The 19248-nt window shown below is 61.6% G+C and carries 21 protein-coding genes; 12 read left to right on the top strand and 9 right to left on the bottom strand.

Annotation, left to right across the window (positions count from 1 at the left end; all coding sequences use genetic code 11):
* Nucleotides 1–3: 3 nt before the first annotated feature.
* From V5N13_RS08050 to V5N13_RS08075, 6 genes are read left to right on the top strand one after another with little or no spacing between them, the layout of a single operon-like run.
* Nucleotides 4–819: an ABC transporter ATP-binding protein gene (locus V5N13_RS08050; RefSeq protein ID WP_336360346.1), complete on the top strand. Its 816-nt coding sequence runs from the start codon at nucleotides 4–6 to the stop codon at nucleotides 817–819.
* On the top strand, nucleotides 819–2849 hold the full coding sequence (locus V5N13_RS08055) for an AMP-binding protein (RefSeq protein WP_336360347.1): 2031 nt from the start codon (nucleotides 819–821) through the stop codon (nucleotides 2847–2849). Before V5N13_RS08050 ends, V5N13_RS08055 begins: the two co-directional genes overlap by 1 nt.
* Nucleotides 2849–3784 (top strand): branched-chain amino acid ABC transporter permease, encoded by a 936-nt coding sequence (locus V5N13_RS08060; protein ID WP_332897390.1) that lies wholly within the window; start codon nucleotides 2849–2851, stop codon nucleotides 3782–3784. Before V5N13_RS08055 ends, V5N13_RS08060 begins: the two co-directional genes overlap by 1 nt.
* Nucleotides 3785–3839: 55 nt before the next feature.
* A complete protein-coding gene (locus tag V5N13_RS08065) occupies nucleotides 3840–4871 on the top strand; it encodes a branched-chain amino acid ABC transporter permease (protein WP_336360348.1) in 1032 nt (343 codons plus the stop codon).
* A gap of 22 nt (nucleotides 4872–4893) precedes the next feature.
* A complete protein-coding gene (locus V5N13_RS08070) occupies nucleotides 4894–5292 on the top strand; it encodes a PaaI family thioesterase (protein ID WP_332897392.1) in 399 nt (132 codons plus the stop codon).
* Complete coding sequence (locus V5N13_RS08075) at nucleotides 5289–6122, top strand: amidohydrolase family protein (protein WP_336360349.1); 834 nt, start codon at nucleotides 5289–5291, stop codon at nucleotides 6120–6122. Before V5N13_RS08070 ends, V5N13_RS08075 begins: the two co-directional genes overlap by 4 nt.
* Here the strand turns inward: V5N13_RS08075 and V5N13_RS08080 are convergent.
* Complete coding sequence (locus V5N13_RS08080) at nucleotides 6119–6934, bottom strand: enoyl-CoA hydratase/isomerase family protein (RefSeq protein WP_336360350.1); 816 nt, start codon at nucleotides 6932–6934, stop codon at nucleotides 6119–6121. The genes V5N13_RS08075 and V5N13_RS08080 overlap by 4 nt on opposite strands.
* A 55-nt stretch (nucleotides 6935–6989) precedes the next feature.
* Between V5N13_RS08080 and V5N13_RS08085 the strand changes: the two genes are divergently transcribed.
* Nucleotides 6990–7760: an SDR family NAD(P)-dependent oxidoreductase gene (locus V5N13_RS08085; protein ID WP_336360351.1), complete on the top strand. Its 771-nt coding sequence runs from the start codon at nucleotides 6990–6992 to the stop codon at nucleotides 7758–7760.
* Here the strand turns inward: V5N13_RS08085 and V5N13_RS08090 are convergent, their stop codons facing one another.
* The 5 genes from V5N13_RS08090 to V5N13_RS08110 form a co-directional block, all read right to left on the bottom strand.
* Complete coding sequence (locus tag V5N13_RS08090; RefSeq protein WP_332897396.1) at nucleotides 7761–8927, bottom strand: phenylacetate--CoA ligase family protein; 1167 nt, start codon at nucleotides 8925–8927, stop codon at nucleotides 7761–7763.
* Between the two features lie 31 nt (nucleotides 8928–8958).
* The gene (locus V5N13_RS08095) at nucleotides 8959–9408 is read right to left on the bottom strand and encodes a thioesterase family protein (RefSeq protein ID WP_336360352.1); all 450 of its coding nucleotides are present in this window, start codon (nucleotides 9406–9408) and stop codon (nucleotides 8959–8961) included.
* Between the two features lie 42 nt (nucleotides 9409–9450).
* Nucleotides 9451–10071 carry a uracil-DNA glycosylase gene (locus V5N13_RS08100; RefSeq protein WP_336360353.1) on the bottom strand — a complete coding sequence of 207 codons (621 nt, stop codon included), beginning with the start codon at nucleotides 10069–10071 and terminating at the stop codon, nucleotides 9451–9453.
* A gap of 32 nt (nucleotides 10072–10103) precedes the next feature.
* Complete coding sequence (locus V5N13_RS08105; protein ID WP_336360354.1) at nucleotides 10104–10523, bottom strand: hypothetical protein; 420 nt, start codon at nucleotides 10521–10523, stop codon at nucleotides 10104–10106.
* A 75-nt stretch (nucleotides 10524–10598) separates the two neighbouring features.
* Nucleotides 10599–10826, bottom strand: a complete 228-nt coding sequence (locus V5N13_RS08110; RefSeq protein WP_332897400.1) for a DUF7860 family protein — start codon at nucleotides 10824–10826, stop codon at nucleotides 10599–10601.
* Between the two features lie 96 nt (nucleotides 10827–10922).
* Here V5N13_RS08110 and V5N13_RS08115 point away from each other — a divergent pair, with 96 nt between their 5' ends.
* The 3 genes from V5N13_RS08115 to V5N13_RS08125 all read left to right on the top strand — a co-directional run bounded on the left by V5N13_RS08115 (nucleotide 10923) and on the right by V5N13_RS08125 (nucleotide 15908).
* Entirely contained in the window at nucleotides 10923–11174 is a 252-nt protein-coding gene (locus V5N13_RS08115) for a hypothetical protein (RefSeq protein ID WP_336360355.1), read from the top strand.
* A 116-nt stretch (nucleotides 11175–11290) separates the two neighbouring features.
* On the top strand, nucleotides 11291–14473 hold the full coding sequence (ileS, locus tag V5N13_RS08120; protein WP_336360356.1) for an isoleucine--tRNA ligase: 3183 nt from the start codon (nucleotides 11291–11293) through the stop codon (nucleotides 14471–14473).
* 337 nt (nucleotides 14474–14810) lie between these two features.
* Nucleotides 14811–15908 carry a Gfo/Idh/MocA family protein gene (locus V5N13_RS08125; protein ID WP_336360357.1) on the top strand — a complete coding sequence of 366 codons (1098 nt, stop codon included), beginning with the start codon at nucleotides 14811–14813 and terminating at the stop codon, nucleotides 15906–15908.
* Between the two features lie 285 nt (nucleotides 15909–16193).
* On the opposite strand, the gene V5N13_RS08130 is transcribed toward V5N13_RS08125, so the two are convergent.
* Genes V5N13_RS08130 through V5N13_RS08140 form a run of 3 tightly spaced genes read right to left on the bottom strand, consistent with a single transcriptional unit; the run spans nucleotide 16194 to nucleotide 18140 of the window.
* Complete coding sequence (locus V5N13_RS08130) at nucleotides 16194–17048, bottom strand: ribose-phosphate diphosphokinase (RefSeq protein WP_336360358.1); 855 nt, start codon at nucleotides 17046–17048, stop codon at nucleotides 16194–16196.
* A 42-nt stretch (nucleotides 17049–17090) separates the two neighbouring features.
* Nucleotides 17091–17870 (bottom strand): HVO_0234 family beta-propeller protein, encoded by a 780-nt coding sequence (locus tag V5N13_RS08135; RefSeq protein WP_336360359.1) that lies wholly within the window; start codon nucleotides 17868–17870, stop codon nucleotides 17091–17093.
* Nucleotides 17871–17915: 45 nt separating this feature from the next.
* The gene (locus V5N13_RS08140) at nucleotides 17916–18140 is read right to left on the bottom strand and encodes a hypothetical protein (RefSeq protein ID WP_336360360.1); all 225 of its coding nucleotides are present in this window, start codon (nucleotides 18138–18140) and stop codon (nucleotides 17916–17918) included.
* 101 nt (nucleotides 18141–18241) lie between these two features.
* On the opposite strand from V5N13_RS08140, the gene V5N13_RS08145 reads away from it, so the two are divergent.
* Both V5N13_RS08145 and V5N13_RS08150 read left to right on the top strand, forming a co-directional pair.
* Complete coding sequence (locus V5N13_RS08145) at nucleotides 18242–18910, top strand: O-methyltransferase (RefSeq protein WP_336360361.1); 669 nt, start codon at nucleotides 18242–18244, stop codon at nucleotides 18908–18910.
* A gap of 40 nt (nucleotides 18911–18950) precedes the next feature.
* Nucleotides 18951–19139: an HVO_2922 family protein gene (locus tag V5N13_RS08150; protein ID WP_332897407.1), complete on the top strand. Its 189-nt coding sequence runs from the start codon at nucleotides 18951–18953 to the stop codon at nucleotides 19137–19139.
* Nucleotides 19140–19248 lie beyond the last annotated feature (109 nt).

The raw sequence follows: 19248 nt of genomic DNA on the forward strand, positions 1-19248 counted from the left end.
CTCGTGAGCAACTCAACGTTCGACGTGCGAGGCGGCCCACCAGTTCCCCCGGAGGAAGCCGCCCTCGGCTGTAAGGGCATCACCAAAACCTTCGGCGCGGTCACGGCCGTAGACGACGTCACCATCTCCATCCAGAAAGGCGAGTGGGTGTCGATTGTCGGCCCGAACGGCGCGGGCAAGACAAGCCTGCTCAACGTCATCAACGGGTTTTACGAGCCAGACCCCGGCGGACAGGTGTTCCTCGATGGGCAGGACGTGACGGACATGAAGTCCTACCAGCGGGCGCGCCACGGCCTCGGGCGGACGTTCCAAGGCCTCGAACTGTTCGAGAGCGAAGACGTCATCGAGAACGTCATCACGGTCAAGTCAATCAGCCGTCGCCCCAACCTACTTGAGGCGATGTTGTTCTACTGGCGCGGCCGGGACATCGAGGAGAAAAATATGCGCGAGGTCGAGGAGATTATCGACTATCTCGAACTCTGGGAGTATCGCCACAGCCCGATTTCGAGCCTCCCGCTTGGCATTCGTCGGCGGGTAGATTTGGCCCGGGCGCTCGCGCTCGACCCGGACGTGATCCTCTTAGACGAGGCCATGAGCGGCCTCACCTTCGAGGAGAAGTACGACATGGTGCGCTTTCTGACCGACCTCTACGAAGAGCGCGGCCTGACCGTCGTGATGATCGAACACGACCTCGAAGTCGTCACTGACGTTTCAGACCGGATGATCGTGCTCCAAGAGGGTGCGGTCATCGCCCGTGGGCCGCCAGAGGCGGTCACCGCAGACTCGCTCGTCGCAGAAGTGTACACGGGGGTTGAGTGATGGCCCAAGACGAACTCTCGACCGGCGTGAGCGTAGACCGCGTGGCGAGCGCGCCCGAAGGCGACATCGACATCGTCTCAGACCGCTCGCTGCCCGAAATTCTGTTAGACCACGTCGCAAAACACGGCGACGATATCGCGCTTCGCTGGAAGCAGTTCGGCATCTGGCAAGAGTTCAACTGGACGGCCTACTACGACCGCGTCCGGTGGTTTGCCCTCGGCTTAGAGGAGTACGGCTTCGGTGAAGGCGACGTGCTGTTCACGATTGGCTACAACCGCCCCCACCAGCTGTGGGCGTGGCTTGGCGCACAGTCGCTCGGCGGGATGGCCGCGCCGAACTATCAGGACATGCTCCCCGAGGAAATCGGGAAGCAACTTGACCTGCTTCGCCCGCGCATCGTGTTCGCAGAAGACCAGGAGATGGTCGATAAGGTGCTCTCGGTCGCAGACGACGCACCCGGCTTAGAGACCATCATCTACCGCGACGAACGCGGGATGTTCCGCTACGAGCAGGACGACCCGAACATCGTCAGCTACGCGGAGGTAGAAGCCCGCGGACGCGAGCGCTTAGAAAACGGCGAGGTCGATAGCGATTACGTCGCAGAGCGCATCCGCGCTATCGACCCAAACACGCCCGCAATGCTCTCGCCGACGAGTGGGACGACGGGCACGCCAAAGCGGGTGCAACTGTCGCACTTCAACTTCGTGAATCTCGCGAACGCGGCCATCGAAATCGACCCACTCCCCAAAGAGTCGGACTACTTCTCGTACCTGCCGATGGCGTGGGTTGGCGAACAGATGATTCTCATCGCCGCCGCGTTCGTCGGCGGGTGGACGGCCAACTTCCCCGAACAGAAGGAGACCGAACGCGAAGACCTCCGCGAGATTGGCCCGGAAATCATCTTCTCGTCGCCGCGCACCTACGAGGCGTGGGTCGCAGACATCAAGGCGAAAATCGAGAACACCACGCGACTGAAGCGCTGGACCTACGAGAAGGCGATGGCCATTGGCCAGGAATATACAGAATACATCACCGGCGAGAAGGCAGGCGAGACACCGCCTGCGACGCTGCGGGCGAAAAACTGGCTCGCCTACTGGCTGGCCTACCGCCCGATTCTCGACAAAATCGGGCTGAAACGCGCGAAAAACGTCTACACCGGTGGCGGTCCGCTCGGTGAAGAGCACTTCGAATACTACCACGCCCTCGGCGTACGCCTCAAACAGATTTGGGGCCAGTCGGAGGTGTGTGGATTCGTGACGATGCACCGCGACGGCGACATTCAGGCCGACACCGTTGGCCAAGTGTTCCCGAACGTCGAAGTCGGACTCACCCCCGGTGGCGAACTCGTCGTTCGCGGCCCTGTGGTTACCTCGGGGTACTACAACCAGCCAGAGAAGACGGCCTCGGCCATCGAAGACGGCTGGCTCCACACCGACGATTTCGGCGACATCACCGAAGACGGCCACGTCAAGGTGTTCGACCGGATGGACGACGTGCTCGAACTCGCAGACGGGACGGCAATCGCTCCCATCAGCGTCGAGACGAAGCTCAAGTTCAACCCGTACATCAAAGAGGCGATGGTCGTCGGTGACGGCCGCGACTACCTCGCGGCGGTGCTCAACATCCGCTTTGACAACGTCGCAGAGTGGGCAGACCAGCGTGACATCCAGTACGCTGGCTACCGCGACCTCACCCAGAAACCCGAGGTACTGGACCTCATCACGGGCGTGGTCGAGGAGACCAACGCCCGCTTGGAAGGCAACGAGATTCGAAAGTTCATCGTCCTGTTCAAGGAGTTCGACCCCGACGACGGCGAACTCACCCGGACGGGGAAGATTCGCCGCCAGGTCGTTGGCGAACGCTACGCCTCGCTCGTGGAGGACATCTACAGCGACAAAGAAGACTGTGAAATCGACATCACCATCACGTATCAGGACGGCCGCGAGACGCGCGAACACGGCGAAATGGCGATTATCGACCTCGACACAGTTGACGAGGAAGAGGTTGCAGCAGACGGAGGGACGGAATAATGGTTGACGTTCCTGCCCTGTTCGCGACGCTCGTCGCGGGCGTCGGCATCGGCGCAATCTACGCGCTCGTCGCGATGGGCTTTTCGCTCATCTACAAAGTGACGGGCGTGCTCAACTTCGCCCAAGGCCAACTCGCGCTCGTCGGGGCGTACTTCGTCGCGATTTTCGCCGCTCCGAGCATCATCTGGTTCGTCCCCGCAGGGGTACTCCCGACGCTCGGTGGCGTCGTCGCGCTCGTCGCGACCATCCTCGTCGGCGTGCTGCTTGGCGTGCTGTTAGAGCGGGCCATCTTCCGATTCTTCATCGGAGAACCCGTGCTGTCGGTGATTATCGTCACCCTCGCGTTGGGTGGCATCTTCAGCGGCTTCATCCAGTTCCTCGTCGGCCCGAACTTCCGCGCCTACCCGGAGGCGATATTACCAAACTGGAGCGTGCCGCTCCCGTTCGGGACGGAGATTGGCGGGCCGTTCGCCATCGGCGTCGTGCTCTCGCTGGTCGTTGTCATCGCGCTCATGGTGTTCTTCCGGTACACCGTCACGGGGTCGATTCTCCGGGCGGCGTCCTCAGACCAGCAAGCGGCGATGGCGCTCGGCGTCTCCATCGAGCGGACGATTATCATCGCGTGGACGCTCTCGATTACGATTACCGCAATCGGAGGCATCCTGCTCGCCATGGCGAACGGCGGGGCTGGCTTCGCCATCGAAACCACGGGCATCATCATCCTCGTGGCGGTGGTGTTTGGCGGGCTTGACAGCGTTCCGGGGGCGTTCCTCGGGGCGATTGTCGTTGGCCTGCTGCGGGAACTCGGGCGCTTTTACGTCGAGGATTTCGTCGGCGCAGGGTTCGCAGAAATCCTGCCGCTCATCTTCCTGCTGTTCATCATCGTCGTGAAACCGTACGGCCTGTTCGGCACCGAACGCATCGAGAGAATCTAACCCATGTACGAACTCAACACACATCGGTCGCTCGTTTCCACCGCGGAGGTGTCGAATGCCCTGCGGTGAGTACTTCACGGACTACGGGTCGCGGATGGGACTGTTTCGCTGGCGCACCCAGCGAATCGCCCTCGTGTTCGGCCTGCCGATTCCGTTCCTCCTCCCGTTCGTGATAGGTGGGGGGACGCTCAATCTGTTCGCCCAGATTTACATCTTTGCGATTGCCGTCCTCGGCTTGAACGTCATTCTCGGCTACGCCGGGGAAATCGTGCTCGCACAGGGGGCGTTCATGGCAATCGGGGCGTACAGCACCTCGCGGATGCTCGGGACGGGCGCTGGCTTACTGCCCGCCATGATCGTCGGTGGCATCATCGCCGCGGGCGTGTCGGTGGCCTTTGGCCTCCCCGCAGTTCGCGTCAAAGGCTTCTACATCGCCATCTCGACGCTCGCCCTGCAGTTCATCGCCGAGTGGTTCTTCCTGAACGACAAGGCGGCGTTCATCCACGGGGGCGTCCAGCAGACTGTTCCCGTAGACGTGGGCCTCCTCGGGAGTTTCATTCGGATTAGCTCGCGGACGGACATCTACTTCCTCGCGCTCATCTCGATGCTGGTGTTCGCGTTGCTGTCACTCAACTTCAGTCGAACGGGTATCGGGCGGTCGTTCCGTGCGGTCCACGAAAACGACCTCGCTGCGGCCGTCCTCGGCATCAACGTGTTCCGCAACAAGCTGCTCGCGTTCGCCATCGGCGGGTTCATGATTGGCTTTTCGGGCGGCCTCTACGCCGTCTTGATTGGCTTCTTAGACCCGAGTTTCTTCACCATCGAACTGACGCTCCAACACTACGTCATGCTCCTGTTCGGGGGGCTTGGCCGCGTCTGGGGCGCGCTGCTCGGCGTGGCGATGGTGGCGATTCTCCTCGACAACCTCCAGGAGTTCTTCAACACCTACGCACCCGACGCGACGTCGCTGATTCCGGTCATCTTCGGAGCCATCATCATCGTCGTGCTCGCCGTCGAGCCAAAGGGGGTGTTGGCTGCGCTCGGCCAACTCAAAGAATACCTGCGCAAGTGGCCATACGCCTATTAGCGGATGGCCACAATCTGAGCGCATGAATCGGACGCAAACCGCCCGCTCTCTTCTCGATAGTTTGCCGTTTCACGAAGCCCACGGCATCGAAATCGTCGAGGTGACCGAAGACACCGCGACGACGCGCATCCCCTTTTCTGACGACCTCGTTGGCAACCCGGACGTGCCCGCCATCCACGGCGGCGTCCTCGCCGCGCTCGTCGACCTGACCGGCGCGGCGCTGTTCGTCGGAAACCTCGGGCGCTACACCCCGACCATCGACATGCGCATCGACTATCTCACTCACGCCGGAGCGGAGACGCTCGTCGGCACCGCCACCCGCGTCCGCGAAGGCGAGTCGATTGGCGTCGCGGACATCGAGATTCGCGCCGGAGACACGGTGTGTGCCGCCGGGATGGGCACGTACAAGCTCTCGACATGACGTTCGCCCCCGCAACCGACGCCCACGTCCACCTGATGCCAGACAGCCTGATGACCGCCATCCGCGGGGCGCTGTACGACGCCGCCGAGTGGGAAATCGACCACCCGACCGACCGCGAGACGATGGAGGCAGAACTCACCGCAGAAGGCGTCGCAAAATACATCGCGCTTCCTTACGCCCACAAACCTGAGATTGCGGCCGAGTTAAACGACTGGGTGCTCGCCCAGTGTGCGAACTCTGAAATGGCTGTGCCGTTCGCCACCGTCCACGGCGACGACGAGGTTGGCGAAGTCGTCAAAAGAGCGTTCGAGAAGGGCGCACGCGGCCTCAAGTTCCAGTGTCCGGTGCAGGGTTGTGGCCCCGCAGACCCCCGGCTCGACCCGGCGTTTGAACTGGCTGCCGAATACGACCGGCCCATCATGTTCCACGCCGGCACCGCACCGATGTTCCGCGACAACCCCGCCGTTGGCTTCGACCAGTTCGTCCAGTTCGTCGAGACCTACCCCGAGGTACGCGCGTGCTGTGCGCACATGGGCACCTACGACCACGAGGCGTTCATCGAGTGCGCCCGCGAGAACGAACAGGTGTTCTTGGACACGACCGTCGCCATGTCCGCCTCCGCACCCGAGTACATGGACTTCGACCCGGCGGTGATTGACGACGACGTGTTCGAAGACCTTGCTGGCTCGATCATGTACGGCTCTGACTACCCGAACATTCCGTATTCCTACGAAGACGAGCGGACGCACCTGCTCTCGCGTGACCTTTCAGCAGAAGCGTTCGAGCAGTTGTTCCGCGGGGCGGCAGAACGGTTTTTGGGGGAAAATTAATCTCGCGTCCGGGGCTGGGTGCCGGTGAACTCGCGCGGTTTCAGTTCTTCGCGTTTGAGGAAGGCGTTTGCGCGTTCGGTGAACTCGTCTGAGGCCCAGACGTTCGCGGTCATATCGCGGGCCATCTCCTCTGCGAGCAGGCCGAAGTTCGTCCACGGTTTGAGGATGGTTTTGATGGTGCGGTAGGCTTGCGGGCTTTTTGTATCCACAATCGTTTGGAGCAGTTCCACGGCGTGCGCTTCTGCGTCGCCGTCTTCGACCACGCGGTTGATGAGGCCGATTCGCTCTGCTTCCGGCGCGGAGAGGAGCGACCCGGTGAGAAGCATCTCGCGGGCGCGTTTCTCGCCAACGATGAGCGGCAAGAGTTGGACGCCGCCGCCTGCAGCAGTCGAGCCGACGCCAACTTCCGGCTGGCCAAAGCGCGCAGAGCGCCCGGCGACGATGAGGTCACAGCCCATCACGAGTTCGTTGCCGCCCGCGACGCAGGTGCCTTCGATGGCGGCGACGGCGGGCTTGCCCGTGTCTCTGAGCATGTCGATGGCCTCGAAGTAGGTGGTGAGCCAGCGCGCGCCCTCTTCGAAGGTGAGGCCGTTCAGTTCGCCCAAGTCAGCCCCGGCACAGAAGGTATCGCTTGAGGAGGTGAGGAGAATCCCTTGGACGGACGAATCCTGATCTGCGCGGTCGAACGCGTCGTACAGTTCGAGGACCATCCGCTCGTCTAGGACATTGTGGCGCTCCGGGTTGTCGAGACGGATGACGGCGAGGCGGTCATCGTCGGCGTGCAGCTCGTACACGATTCGCTCGTAAGACATGGGAAATGCAAACACACCCCAATAGTATAACTCCTCTGCGGGAGTCGATTTCAGCATGCGCGGACTCACTGGAAAAACGGCGTTTGTGACGGGGAGCGGCGGTGGTATCGGACGGGCGATTGCAACGCGACTGGCCGAGGAAGGGGTGACGGTGGCGGTCAACGACATTGACGAAGAGCGGGCCACAGAAACGGTCGAACAAATCACCGACGCGGGCGGAGAGGCGTTCGCCGCCGTCGCGGACGTGACCGACCTCGACGACGTGCGCGCGGCCATGCAAGCGACTGTCGAGCAGACGGGCAGTCTCGACGTACTCGTGAACAACGCTGGCTGGGACCGCATCGAGTGGTTCATGACTCAAGACCCGGCCGTCTGGGACCGCATCATCGACATCAACCTGAAGGGGCAAATCTACTGCTCGCGGGCGGCGGCCGAACTCATGACCGACCGCGACGACGGCGGGCGAATCATCAACATCGCCTCCGACGCGGGGCGGGTCGGAAGCTCCGGTGAGGCCGTCTACGCCGGGGCGAAAGGCGGCGTGATTGCGTTCACGAAAACGCTCGCCCGCGAACTTGCGCGCAACCAGATCACGTGCAACGTCGTCGCGCCCGGCCCCGCAGACACGCCGCTCACGCGCACCATGCGCGAGGAGTCCGACCTCGCAGAGAAGATTCTCGGAAGCATGGCAAAGCAGATTCCGCTCGGCCGGATGACCGAGCCGGAAGACGTGGCGGCGGCGGTCGCCTTCTTCGCCGCAGACGACGCGAGTTTCGTCACCGGACAGGTGCTCTCGGTATCGGGCGGCCTGACGATGGCTGGATAACTAGTAGCGTTCGTCGACCACCGACGGGCCGTCTTCGAGTTCCTCGACACACTCGACTTCGTTTGGCTTGATGAGCAGGCGGTCTGCGAGTGCGGCGCGGAGTTCCTCCGTGTCCGCCTCGCCCTCACAGACGATGGCAAGGTGGTCGGTCGATTCGGGACGCGAGACGGTGAGCCGGTAGGTCCCGGTGAGGCCGTCGAAACCGGCGAGGACGAGGCCGATGGCTTCGGGGTAGAGCTTCACGCCTTTGACCTTCAGGCGGCCGTCTGTACGCCCGATGACGCCGTTCGGGAGGACGACTTTCCCGTCGCGCACGTCAAGGTCAGCGAGGTCGCCGGTGCGATACCGGACGAGCGGTGCGCCCTCCTTTTTCACGTGCGTGACGACGAGTTCGCCGCGGTTGCCCGGTTCGAGCACCTCGCCCGTGTCCGGGTCGATGAGTTCGACCAGCGCGTAGTCTGAAGCGACGTACAGCCCGTCTTCTGCGGCGGTTTCTGCGGCGACGGGGAGAATCTGGCGCGACCCGAAGTAGTCACACGCCGTCTCACAGCCGAGGGCGTCTTTGACCTGCTCGCGCATGCCCGGAATCGACGTGAACGGCTCGCCTGCGCCGATAAAGTGGTCGACCTGCCCGCCTGCCGCGCCGATTTTGAGCGCGTAGCTCGGATTGCCGATGAGCGCGTCTACCCCGTATTCGTCGATGACGCTCGCGGCCTGTTCTGAGTCGCCCGGGCCAAGGGGGATGACCTCTGCGCCGAGTTGTTCTAAGCCGCGATGGATGAGCAGCCCCGTCCCGAACAGGTGGTAGCCAAAGGTGTTGAGGACGCGGTCGCCCCGCGAGATACCCGCCTGCTCGAAGAGGGTGGCGTTGACCGCCGCCATGTGGTTCAGGTCTTCGGGCGTGTCGAAAACGGGTTTGAGGTCGTCGCCCATCGGCGTAAAGCAAATCATCGAGTCGCCGGGGTAACACGAGCCTTCGGGTGGATGTGCCTCGAAATCGGCTTCGAGGTCCTCGCCCGAGGTAAAGGGAAGATTTCGGAACTCCTCCCACGAGGACACGGCTTCCGGGTCGATGCCCGCCTCCGCGTAGGTATCTGCGTAGAACTCGTACGCCGCCACGCGAGAGAGTTGTGCACGAACCGCCGCAAGCGTCTCGTCGTCGTACATGGTGAGAGATGCGGTGGCATCCCGCATAAAGTCAGAGGGAGGCGCGAAATCGCTCGCGGTCGACGACGCGAAAGACGAGGTCCACTGCTCCGAGCACGCGCCCCCCACTCGAAACCGTCGCGTCGAGAAAGAGCTTCGGCCCGTCTACCTCCGTGAGCCGGGTTTCGACGGTGACAGTCGCGCCGACGGGCGCGGCGCTTCGATGATTGAGACCGACGTACTCGCCAACGGTTCCAGTTCCCTTCGGAAGCAAGCCGTGGAGCGATTCGCGGCCGGTGAACTCGGCAAACGAGACGACAAAGGGCGACCCGAGCACGCGGACGGCTTCCTCGGGCGTGGCGTCTGCGGCGGCGGGTTTCCCGGCGGGGTCTGTCTGCTCGCCGAAGACGGTGGTCGTGTGGTGGGGTTCGACCGTGAACTCGCGGGTGTGGGTGATGTCCTGTTCGCGGAGGCGAGCCAGCGCGTCGTAATCGACGGACATTGTGCGGAGAGACGCCCGCGGGTGAGAAAAATGCGCGGGCACTTAGCGCGCGGCGAGTTGCTCGCGGATGGCCTTGAGATACGCCTCGTAGGTGTAGCCGAGCCGCGAGAGCCAGACCTCTTGGTAGGACGGATGGAGGAGTGGAAGTACCGTAACGCCGAGACCCGGGCAGTCGATGGGCGCGAGCACCGCATCGAGAAACCCGTCGAGGCGGCGCGATTCCATGGCGAGGACGGTTTTTGTCGCGTGTTTTCCAGTCGTGAGTACGGCGGTCGGCTGAATCTGTGACAGTTCGGTTTCGAGGTGTGTCCGGCAGTTTTCGAGTTCCGTGTTGGTGGGTGCGCGATTCGACTCACCGTCTTTCGGGTAGCACTTCACCGCGTTTGTGTAGTAACACGACTCGGCGTAGCCGAGGTCTGCGACGAGGCGGCGCACCTTCTGGCCCGAGTGTTTCGAGGTGTAAGCCATCCCCGTCCAGTTGCCGCCTTTCCACGGTGGTGTGTCAGGGTCGCCCGCAGCGGGCGCTTCTCCCACAACAACGAGGTCGGCGTCGAGCGGCCCGTTGCCCCACGAGATGCACTCGCGCGCTTCGACGAGCGCGGGACAGCGCAGACACGTCGCTGCGAGTTCGTTGCGCGTTGCCGGGTCTGGAAACGCCACCATGCGTGGTGCTACGGTCAGATGGACGTTAACTCCTACAGGTAGCGTTCACAGTCGTCGATGAAGCCCCGGAGGATGCGCGCCGCGTCCGGGTCAAAGCCCGCGGCAACCCCACAGGATTCACCCTGTGGGAGGTGGACAACGACGGCGTCTTCGAACACGCGGACGGTCGCTTTGAGCGCGTCGTACGGCGACGAGAACGCCGTCGTCCGTGGGACGTCGCCGCGAAGCTGGGACACAATGTCCAGCACAGCGGTCTCGCCCGTTTCGGCGGTCGAATGCAGATACAGCGTCTCATGGCCGTCCTCGTAGGCGGCGACCCACGACAGCGAACTGCCCGCTCGCTGGCGTAAAAATTCAACCAGTTCGAGTGGCTCCACGCTCACGTGGTGTGCGTAATTCAATTCAGAAGCGATGCGCTCGCTACGTCCCCCAGTCCCCATCTCTGTGTTCATTTCCCCAGTACTATGACGACTGGAAAGACTATCAAAGTAGCTGGAACGTATGAACTTTCTGACAGTCTGTGTAGCTCACTCGGTCAGCGGCAGGATGATGCCGAAAAACAGTGGCACGAGGAGTGCGCCGAGCACGCCAATCACTTCGAGGTCGAAAAACAGCGTTTCTTCCCACGCGGGCAGCGAGGCGTACAGCGCGTGGCCGATGAGTTCGCCGCCCGCACCGAGCGCAAAGAGGCCGAGGCTTGCCAAAAATCCGAATTTCGTCACAGTGGAATAGTCAATCTTCCCGTAGCGTCCCATATCCGCTACTCGGCAGTCTCAGGCTAAAATGTTCTGCGATTGAGTGTGACATACCAGCACGCAAAGTAGATAATACCCCGCCCAATTTGTGTGGATATGAAAGAACTCATCGTCGATATGGCCGCAGAGCTGTTTGCGGTGATGCTCTATGCTGTGAGCGCAGGAGCAATCACCACGCTCAGTCTCGCCGCAGAGTTCACGGGCATCGAAAACATCACGGCGGGCAACCTCACGATGGGGCTGTGGTTCGCGTATATGGGCCTCGTGCTTGGCTACCTCGGCGTCGCCTTAGTCGGCCGCGAAAAGCTGCTTCCGGCGCTGTTCGCGCTCGGAACGAGCGATACCTGAGCCTGTTGTGAGTCGATTTTGCAGACACCTGCCCGAGTGATACCCCTGCGCCGGACAGCCACAGGCCGAACAGTCTAACCGATTCTCCTTTAATGCCTGAGAGGGTTCACCAGTGTATGAGCAGGTTTGCTGACGTCGACGACCAGTACGACCCCGACGCCGTAGAGGAACGGGTGTTCTCCTACTGGGACGACGTTTCCGCCTACGAGCAGACGAAACAGCACCGAGAGGAGGCTGAGACGTTCTTCTTCGTCGATGGCCCACCCTACACCTCCGGGGCGGCCCATATGGGGACGACGTGGAACAAGACGCTGAAAGACGCCACCATTCGCTACAAGCGGATGTGCGGCTACAACGTCACCGACCGCCCCGGCTACGACATGCACGGGCTCCCCATCGAGACGAAAGTCGAGGAGAAACTCGGCTTCGAGAACAAGAAAGACATCGAGGCGTTCGGCATCGAGAACTTCATCGACGAGTGCAAGCAGTTCGCCGACGATAATCTGGAAGGCCTCCAGAACGATTTCAAGTCCTTCGGCGTCTGGATGGACTGGGACAACCCGTACCGCACCGTCTCCCCCGAGTACATGGAAGCCGCGTGGTGGGGCTTCAAGCAGGCCGCAGAGCGCGGGCTGGTCGAACTCGGCAAACGCTCCATCAACCAGTGTCCACGCTGTGAGACCGCCATCGCGGACGCAGAGGTGGAGTACGACGAAATCGAATCGCCCTCCATCTACGTCAAGTTCCCCCTCCGCGACCGCGAAGGCTCCCTCGTCATCTGGACGACCACCCCGTGGACCATCCCGGCGAACACGTTCGTCGCGGTTGGCGAAGACATGACCTATCAGGCGGTGAAAGCGACCAAGGACGGTGAAAGCGAGGTGCTCTACCTCGCAGAGCCGTGCGTCGAAGGCGCGCTCAAAGAGGGGCGCTACGACGACTTTGAAGTCGTAGACGAAGTCACGGGCGCGGAGATGGTCGGCTGGGAGTACGACCACCCGCTCGCAGAGGAAGTGCCAGACCACGCCGCCTTCGAGGGCGCGGGGCAGGTGTACACCGCAGACTACGTCGAAGCAGACCGCACGGGGCTCGTCCACTCCGCACCCGGCCACGGGCAAGAGGACTTCGAGCGCGGCAAAGAACTAGGCCTCGACATCTTCTGTCCCGTTGGCGGTGACGGGACGTTCACCGAACTCGGCGGCAAGTACGAAGGCGAGTTCGTCCGCGACGCGAACGACGACGTCATCGCCGACTTGGAAGCCAAAAACTTGCTTCTTGCTTCAGGCACGCACCGCCACCGCTACGGCCATTGTTGGCGCTGTGACACGGACATCGTCTTCCTCGCCACCGACCAGTGGTTCATCACCGTCAGCGACATCAAAGACGAACTCTTAGCCAACATCGAAGACTCGGAGTGGCACCCCGACTGGGCGCGCGACAACCGCTTCCGTGACTGGGTCGAAAACGCCCGCGACTGGAACGTTTCGCGCCAGCGCTACTGGGGCATCCCCATCCCAATCTGGATGTGTGACGACGCTTCCTGTGGCCACCTGAACGTCGTCGGCACGCGCGAAGAACTCGCAGAACGCGTCCACCAGGACGTAGACCCGAGCGAAGTTGACCTCCACCGCCCGGCGGTTGACCCACTCACCATGTCGTGTGCGGAATGTGGCTCTGACGCCCACCGCGTTCCCGACGTGTTCGACGTGTGGCTCGACTCCTCGGTCGCCTCGTGGGGCACGCTCGACTATCCCGGCGAGACCGAGCAGTTCGAAGAGCTCTGGCCTGCAGACCTCATCATCGAGGCCCACGACCAGACGCGCGGCTGGTTCTGGTCGCAACTCGGCATGGGCACCGCCGCACTCGGCGAGATTCCGTACAAAGAAGTGCTCATGCACGGCTTCGCAAACGACAAGGACGGCCGCAAGATGTCGAAATCCGTCGGCAACGTCGTCGAACCCCACGAGGCCATCGACCGCCACGGCTCTGACGCCATGCGCCTGTTCCTCCTCTCGGTGAACCCGCAGGGCGAGGACATGCGCTTTTCGTGGGATGAGATGGCGACCATGCAGCGCCACCTCAACATCCTCTGGAACGTCTTCCGCTTCCCGCTGCCGTACATGCGGATGGACGGGTTCGACCCCGAAGCCCAGACCGTCTCCGAACTCACCCTCGAACAGGAAGACCGCTGGCTGCTGTCGCGCCTGCAGACGGTCAAGCAGGCTATGTCCGAGTCGATGGAGGACTTCCGCTACGACCGCGCGGTCGGGACGCTCATCGATTTCGTCGTCGAAGACGTCTCCCGGTTCTACATCCAGGTCGTCCGCGAGCGCATGTGGGAAGAAGCCGAATCAGACTCGAAGACGGCGGCGTACACGACGTTCTACCACGTCCTCTCAGAAGTCGTCTCGCTGCTCTCGCCGTTCGCGCCGTTCATCACCGAAGAAATCTACCAGAATCTCACTGGCGACGAAGGCTACGACACCGTCCACATGTGCGACTGGCCGGAGTACGACCCAGCCCTCCACAACGAGACGTTGGAGTGGGAGATGAAGGTCGTCCGCGCCGTCGAGGAAGCCGGGTCGAACGCCCGCCAGCAAGCAGAGCGCAAACTCCGCTGGCCAGTCACGCGCATCGTCGTCGACGCCGGTGACGATTCGGTAGCGGAGGCCGTTCGCTCGCAGGCGACGCTCGTCGCAGACCGCCTCAACGCCCGCACCATCGAGGTCATCGACCCCGAAGAGTCGTGGGGCGAACTCCACTACAGCGCCGAAGCCGACATGAGCCTCCTCGGACCCGCCTTCGGCGGCGACGCCGGGAAGGTCATGAACGCGCTCAACGAGGCGCGCATCGAGGTGTCGTCGCTGTCGGTGCTCGAAGACGCCGTGAGCGAGCAACTCGGCGAGGACATCGAACTCGAAGACGACATGGTCACCTTCGTCACGAAGACGCCAGAAGGCACGAGCGCCGCGCCCTTCTCGCTCGAAGGCGGCGCACAGGGTACGGTGTACGTGGACACCACGCTCACCGAGGACATCGAGAGTGAGGGCTACGCCCGTGAGGTCATCCGCCGCGTCCAAGAGATGCGCAAAGACCTCGACTTAGACTTAGATGCCGCCATCCGCCTCGACTACGACATCGCAGACGAGCGCGTCGCAGACCTCGTCTCGGCGCACAAAGACCTCATCGCAAACGAGGTTCGCGCCACCGACGTGGGCGCAGTCGAAGACGGCCACCGCAAAGAATGGGACGTCGAAGGCGTCACGATGACGCTCGCAATCGAAAAGGCAGACGCCTAAAACATAAATATAAATTCTTTTTAATAGTCTATTATTTGATTTTTTCTGAGACCGTGCTGAATAGAGGGCGCAAGTCGGTCACGAGCGAGTGGTCGAAATCGAGGGGTTGCGTCGACCGATAAAGAGCGAGAATACGACAGGGACCTCTTTGCGTTCCAACCCGGTCAATCGGTGAGTTGTCGGCTCTCTGTATTGCACAACGCCCGAACGACTGTTTCGGAACCGCCAGCAATCCCTCCTGAGCGAATAGTAGAAAACTACACTTTTACGTAGAATATTGTTCGCGACATATCTTCTTCTCGTAGGAGAGTGAACAGTAGCTCAGGAAGGGGACTGTATGGCAAACAAACTAAAGTTAGGATTGGTGGGAGCAGATGCCGCTGGCAGAGGCTGGGGACCAGCTGCGCATATCCCAGCATTGCGTGAAATAGAACGGATCGAGTTGGCGGCACTCTGCACAAGTCGTCCCGAATCGGCTGCCGCTGCCGCAGACGCATTTGGTATAGATCGTGCATATCATAATATCAATGAACTGGTATCGCAACCAGACATCGACATCATTGCGGCTGTTGTAAACATCCCAAGCCATTACGAAATTGTGATGCCAGCACTAAACGCTGGAAAGCACGTTTACTGTGAGTGGCCGCTCGGTGCAAGTCTCACAGAAACAGAGGAGATGGCGGCACTCGCACACGCTAAAGGTGTTGTCACAGCAATTGGGCTTCAAGGGCGTCACGATCCTTCCCTTACTCACATCAAGGAGTTATGTGACGAAGGTTGGTTAGGCGACATCCATTCCGTTCAGCTGACATTCCTTGGAACGAGTATCCCTGACCGCTCCTCTCGGATGGAATACGAGCGTGAGATCCATCGAGGAGCCCATTTACTGACAATCATTGGTGGACACACGCTTGATTACATTACGTATTGTTTCGGGTCACTAGCTGAGGTTTCAGCCAGAGTAGCAACACGAGTGAAGAAGTTGCGGATGGCTGATACTGGTGAGATGGTCGATGCAGAAGCAGCCGATAACGTTCTTATTAACGGCGTACTCACCAATGGCGCACTCCTCTCGTACCAGTTATCAGCTGTTCCATTCCATGGAGACGGGTGGCGGATGGCTGTGTATGGGAGTAAGGGAACAATCATCGCAACGGCCCAGGGGCTACCCCAGATCACGCCGATCAAACTTGTTGGTGCGCAAGGCGACGAACCGCTTGTTGAACTGCCAGTTCCTGAACGACTGCGAGTAGTGCCAGCATCGGTACCGTTTGGTCCACCACAGAACGTGGGACAGGCGTATGTACGCATGGCTGAGGCGATTCAAGAAGGGAAACCGTTTGCTCCCAGCTTTGAGGATGCGTTGGAGGCACACAAACTTCTTGACGCAATCCAGCAATCTTCGGACGAGGGTCGCGTTATCAGGGTAGTCTAGTGCAGTACGGTCACTGATGATGACGGCTGTAAAAAAGAGGGTGTTGACGACGATGAAGGCGAGCAGACCGTTCGTCAGAAAACGTCGTTTCCTGACGTGGTAGACGGAGAAGAAGACGGCGACAGAAGGAGTTTCTCCTGTGGGATTGACGAGGTCCGAGAAGAGGAAGAACGCCTGAATCAGTCCTCATAGCGTGAAACCAACCAGCAACTGGTACTTCATAGATTCTCTCTATTCAGCACGCCAAGACTGTCAAACGCATAGGAGTTCAACAGCGCCGAAACGTCAGTTTTCGAGCGCCTCGGCAATCGCCGGGGCCACCGTCACGCTGCTCACGGCGCGCTCGATTGTGTCCGTACCGTAAATCGCTTCGACGCCCGCGCGCGCGAGTTTCGTCTGGGCGTTGCTGGCGAGCATCGGGTGGACGCAGGTGACAAAGACGCGATTCGGAGAGCGCCCTTGAAGGATTTCGATGGATTCGCTCATGGTCGACCCGGTGGCGATGATGTCGTCTACGAGCACCACGTCGCGCCCGGACACGTCGGTGTCGCTTGGGGTGATGTCCACGTCGCTCCCCGAGAGGCGCTTTTTCACGAAGTAGTCGGTGTCGCCTGCGCCGTGGGCGTCGCGCACGGACGCGGCGAGATCGATGGCCCCCTCGTCGGGTGCGAGGAAGACCGGTTGGTCGAGGTCTGCAGGGAGGGCGTTTGCGAGGTGTGGCGCGGCGTCAACCGACTCGCAGGGAACGGAGAAAAAGTCACAGAGGAGTTCTTCATGCGGATTGACGGTGATGACCCGGTCGGTTCCGGTGGAGATGGCGCGGGCCATCGCGCGGGCGGAGACGGGTTCGCCCGTTTTGAACGACTTGTCCTGTCGGCCGTAGCCCATGTACGGGATGACGGTGATGATTTCTTCCGCCCCGGCCTCGCGGGCGGCGTCTTGGAGTTGGAGCAGTTCGACGTGCGCGTCGCTCGAAACGGTCGAGGAGACGATGATGGCGCGCTCAGCGTCGAACGCGCCGACAGACGCGAGCAGTTCACCGTCCGGAAAGTGTTCGGTTTCGGTCATCGCAAGTGGTTCGCCCAGCTCGGCTGCGAGTGCCGCTGCGAGCGCCTGCGACGCCGACCCACTGACAATCATAGTCGAACGGTACACCCACGGCATCAACCCATTTTCGGTCCACTACAGCACGCAGAGTGCGTGCACGTCACGCAGGCCAAGCGGGTAGGTGCGCCAGCCCTCCCCTGCGTCGAGGAGGAACGTGCCGTCCACCGTCGCGGCGTAGGTGGCGTCGGCGTAGGCCACGTCTGCGACCTGCCCCGGGACCGGGAGCGAGATGGCGTCCCACTCGTCGTCGTGGGCGTAAAATGTGTCTGCGGTGGCGGCGTGCGCTCGGCCGTCTTCGGCGGTGGCGACCATGTAAAAATCGCCGTCGAGGGCGTCCATCCAGCCGTTCCCGAGGTAGTAGAGGCCGTCTGCGGTGGCGGCGTGTGGCGTTCCGTCGGTGGACACGTCGCGCACCGAGGAGAGTCCGGCTTCGATGCAGTCTGCGGTGGTGACCTGACAGACGCCCGCGTCGGTGGCGACGAGGTTGCTCGAAATCGCGTTGATTCGGGCGTCGAGTTCCGCGATTGTCGTCCATCCTGCGTCGAAGCGCGCGAGCGTCCCGTCTTCGGCTCCCGCGAGCAGGACGCCGTCGCTGAATCGGACGGCGGTCGCGGGGCCGAAGTAGGTTTCGGTGAAGTCGTCGCCGTCGTGGAGCAGTACGTCTTCGTCCGTGGCGATGGCCACTTGGTCGTCGCTCGTCGCTACGTCCCGGGCGGTACACTGCGCTAAGAGTTCTATTTGTCCGACCTGTTCGCCCGCAAGAGAGACGGCAGCAACGCCAACGTCGGTGGCCGCGAGGACGACGGTCTTACCCGTCTTTTCCCCAAACACCCGTTTTTCCTCGAGGCTTTGCATACCTGACACACGACTCTGCGGCGGTGAAAACGGTTGTGGAACGAGTCAGACCGCCATGACGACCAGCACGAGGCCGATGAAAAGGAATAAACCGCCGGCAAACGGCGCGAAGTTGGTCTGTCCCGCCGACGGTTCGATGCTTCCAGGCTCCTGCATCGGCCCCGAGCGAAGCGAGATGGCGACGGTGGCGAAAAACTCCGGATCGCGGATGGCGAGGACGCCCAGTCCGGCGAACACGAGGCCTCCGAGGATGAGCCCGAAGTTGACCATACGACGCCTGCTCGTGGCGACGTGGTAGGTTTTGTGGTGATTGGATGACACGAGTGTGCAGGTGGAGGAACGCTTAGGAGCGAAATCGGCGTAGTCCACCTATGGCTCGACTCCATTCGGACGCAGTGGCTGTACTCCTCGAACTGGCCGGGCCGAACGCGGATGAGATTCTCACAGAGATGGAACAGCGAGCGACCCGCGAGGGGTTTCCTATCGTCGGCGCAGAAGTTGGCCGGACGCTCGCGCTGTGTGCTCGCCTGCGTGGGGCGAAAACCGTGTTCGAACTCGGCTCTGGGTTTGGGTATTCTGCGTACTGGATTGCGCGCGTACTCCCCGAAGACGGAACGATCAACCTGACCGACCGAGATGCGGGATTGCTCGCGGATGCGGAGGCGTACTTCGAGCGCGGCAGCCTCGCACAGAAGGCGACGTTCGCACAGGGCGATGCTATCTCCCTCGCTCGCGAAGCGCGCGGCCCGTTCGACCTCGTCGTCCTCGACCACGACACCGCAGACTACGTCGAGGGATTCGAGGCGATTCGAGACGCCGTCGCACCGGGCGGGGTGATTATCGCAGACAACGTGCTCAGCACCGACACCGAACAGCCGCTCACCCCCGCAGGCTTGGAGGCGAAGCTCTCGGGGGAACCAGCGCCGAACGAGCGCACCCGCGCGGTGGCCGCGTATTTTGACCATGTTTCACACGCCGACGGGTTCGAGACCTACGCCCTCCCGTTCGGGCAGGGAATCGCCGTATCGTGTCGAATCTGAGACACCACGCTTCTTTGTACTGGTCGTGCGAGAGTCAAGTATGGCAAACACTCCGACGTTCGAACTGTTCAAAGACGCCGCAGGCGAGTGGCGCTGGCGGCTCGTCGCCTCGAACGGGAACATCATCGCAGACAGCGGCGAAGGCTACCAGACCAAACAGGGCGCAGAACGCGGCATCGAGAGCGTGAAGAAGAACGCCCCACGCGCGGACATCGACGTGCTCGATTGAGCAAATCGACAATCTACCCCTGATTTAGTCGAGTATCGGGGTTTGAGGCTCTCTATCCGGAAAATCCCCCACCACCCGCAAAACATCGGATTTGTGAGCGTCAGCGCTG

Source organism: Haladaptatus sp. ZSTT2, from assembly GCF_037081775.1.
GTDB lineage: Archaea > Halobacteriota > Halobacteria > Halobacteriales > Halococcaceae > QDMS2.

What these genes read in the sequence shown, in the direction of transcription:
- V5N13_RS08135 (WP_336360359.1), bottom strand. Translation starts at nt 17,870, where the DNA reads ATGCAAAGCCTCGAGGAAAAACGGGTGTTTGGGGAAAAGACGGGTAAG.
- V5N13_RS08115 (WP_336360355.1), top strand. Translation starts at nt 10,923, where the DNA reads ATGAAAGAACTCATCGTCGATATGGCCGCAGAGCTGTTTGCGGTGATG.
- V5N13_RS08125 (WP_336360357.1), top strand. Translation starts at nt 14,811, where the DNA reads ATGGCAAACAAACTAAAGTTAGGATTGGTGGGAGCAGATGCCGCTGGC.
- V5N13_RS08100 (WP_336360353.1), bottom strand. Translation starts at nt 10,071, where the DNA reads ATGGTGGCGTTTCCAGACCCGGCAACGCGCAACGAACTCGCAGCGACG.
- V5N13_RS08065 (WP_336360348.1), top strand. Translation starts at nt 3,840, where the DNA reads ATGCCCTGCGGTGAGTACTTCACGGACTACGGGTCGCGGATGGGACTG.
- V5N13_RS08140 (WP_336360360.1), bottom strand. Translation starts at nt 18,140, where the DNA reads ATGGTCAACTTCGGGCTCATCCTCGGAGGCCTCGTGTTCGCCGGACTG.
- V5N13_RS08075 (WP_336360349.1), top strand. Translation starts at nt 5,289, where the DNA reads ATGACGTTCGCCCCCGCAACCGACGCCCACGTCCACCTGATGCCAGAC.
- V5N13_RS08085 (WP_336360351.1), top strand. Translation starts at nt 6,990, where the DNA reads ATGCGCGGACTCACTGGAAAAACGGCGTTTGTGACGGGGAGCGGCGGT.
- V5N13_RS08060 (WP_332897390.1), top strand. Translation starts at nt 2,849, where the DNA reads ATGGTTGACGTTCCTGCCCTGTTCGCGACGCTCGTCGCGGGCGTCGGC.
- V5N13_RS08070 (WP_332897392.1), top strand. Translation starts at nt 4,894, where the DNA reads ATGAATCGGACGCAAACCGCCCGCTCTCTTCTCGATAGTTTGCCGTTT.
- V5N13_RS08110 (WP_332897400.1), bottom strand. Translation starts at nt 10,826, where the DNA reads ATGGGACGCTACGGGAAGATTGACTATTCCACTGTGACGAAATTCGGA.
- V5N13_RS08105 (WP_336360354.1), bottom strand. Translation starts at nt 10,523, where the DNA reads ATGAACACAGAGATGGGGACTGGGGGACGTAGCGAGCGCATCGCTTCT.
- ileS (WP_336360356.1), top strand. Translation starts at nt 11,291, where the DNA reads ATGAGCAGGTTTGCTGACGTCGACGACCAGTACGACCCCGACGCCGTA.
- V5N13_RS08055 (WP_336360347.1), top strand. Translation starts at nt 819, where the DNA reads ATGGCCCAAGACGAACTCTCGACCGGCGTGAGCGTAGACCGCGTGGCG.
- V5N13_RS08080 (WP_336360350.1), bottom strand. Translation starts at nt 6,934, where the DNA reads ATGTCTTACGAGCGAATCGTGTACGAGCTGCACGCCGACGATGACCGC.
- V5N13_RS08145 (WP_336360361.1), top strand. Translation starts at nt 18,242, where the DNA reads ATGGCTCGACTCCATTCGGACGCAGTGGCTGTACTCCTCGAACTGGCC.
- V5N13_RS08090 (WP_332897396.1), bottom strand. Translation starts at nt 8,927, where the DNA reads ATGTACGACGACGAGACGCTTGCGGCGGTTCGTGCACAACTCTCTCGC.
- V5N13_RS08095 (WP_336360352.1), bottom strand. Translation starts at nt 9,408, where the DNA reads ATGTCCGTCGATTACGACGCGCTGGCTCGCCTCCGCGAACAGGACATC.
- V5N13_RS08150 (WP_332897407.1), top strand. Translation starts at nt 18,951, where the DNA reads ATGGCAAACACTCCGACGTTCGAACTGTTCAAAGACGCCGCAGGCGAG.
- V5N13_RS08130 (WP_336360358.1), bottom strand. Translation starts at nt 17,048, where the DNA reads ATGATTGTCAGTGGGTCGGCGTCGCAGGCGCTCGCAGCGGCACTCGCA.